This window comes from Methylobacterium dankookense, from assembly GCF_902141855.1.
Classification (GTDB): domain Bacteria; phylum Pseudomonadota; class Alphaproteobacteria; order Rhizobiales; family Beijerinckiaceae; genus Methylobacterium; species Methylobacterium dankookense.
Genome location: NZ_CABFVH010000128.1, coordinates 1 through 813, shown reverse-complemented (window position 1 = coordinate 813; position 813 = coordinate 1). Strand labels below are relative to the sequence as shown.

Annotated in this window: 1 protein-coding gene; it reads right to left on the bottom strand. The window is 67.4% G+C overall.

Translation table 11 applies throughout. The features are described from left to right. A partial coding sequence (locus MTDSW087_RS29865; protein ID WP_144769417.1) for a DDE-type integrase/transposase/recombinase occupies window positions 1-813 on the bottom strand: 813 nt, incomplete at both ends.

The window sequence follows — 813 nt, the reverse complement described above, 5'->3', positions numbered from 1 at the left end:
GTGAGCCCGGAGATGGTTATAGTGCTCGACGAAGGCGGCCACACGCGCCTCGAGTTCGCCGGGCAGGTAGGCGTGTTCGAGCAGGATGCGGTTCTTGAGCGTCTGGTGCCAGCGCTCGATCTTGCCCTGCGTCTGCGGATGGCGCGGGGCACCGCGGATGTGGGTCATACCCCGGCTGCCGAGCCAGTCGGCCAGATCACCCGCGACGTAGCTCGATCCGTTGTCGGTCAGCAGCCTCGGGCGATGCACCACCTGCACCTGATCGAGGCCAGCGGCGGTCAGCGCCAAGTCGAGCGTGGCGGTGACATCGCCGACCTGCATCGTCGTGCACAGCTTCCACGCCACGATGTAGCGCGAGAAGTCGTCGAGCACGGTCGAGAGGTAGTACCAGCCCCAGCCGACCACCTTCAGGTAGGTGAAGTCCGTCTGCCAGAGCTGGTTGGGCGCGGTCGTCTTGTCGTGGAACGCATCGGCGGCTTTGACGACGATGTAGGCCGGGCTGGTGATCAGGTCCTGGGCTTTGAGCAGGCGGTAGACGGTGGCCTCCGAGACGAAGTAGCGCCGCTCGTCGGTGAAGCGCACCGCCAGCTCGCGCGGGCTGAGCTCTGGCTCCTCCAGTGCGAGGGCGACGATCTGCTCGCGGATCTCTGCCGGCAGACGGTTCCAGACCCGGCTGGGCCGCGAGGGACGATCCGCCAATGCCTCGGGGCCGCCGCGCTGGAAAGCGTCGTACCAGCGGTAGAAGGTGGCGCGCGGGATGGCGAGCTTCTCCAGGGTAGCGCGCACCGGCAGGTGGGATTGCTCGACCAGCCG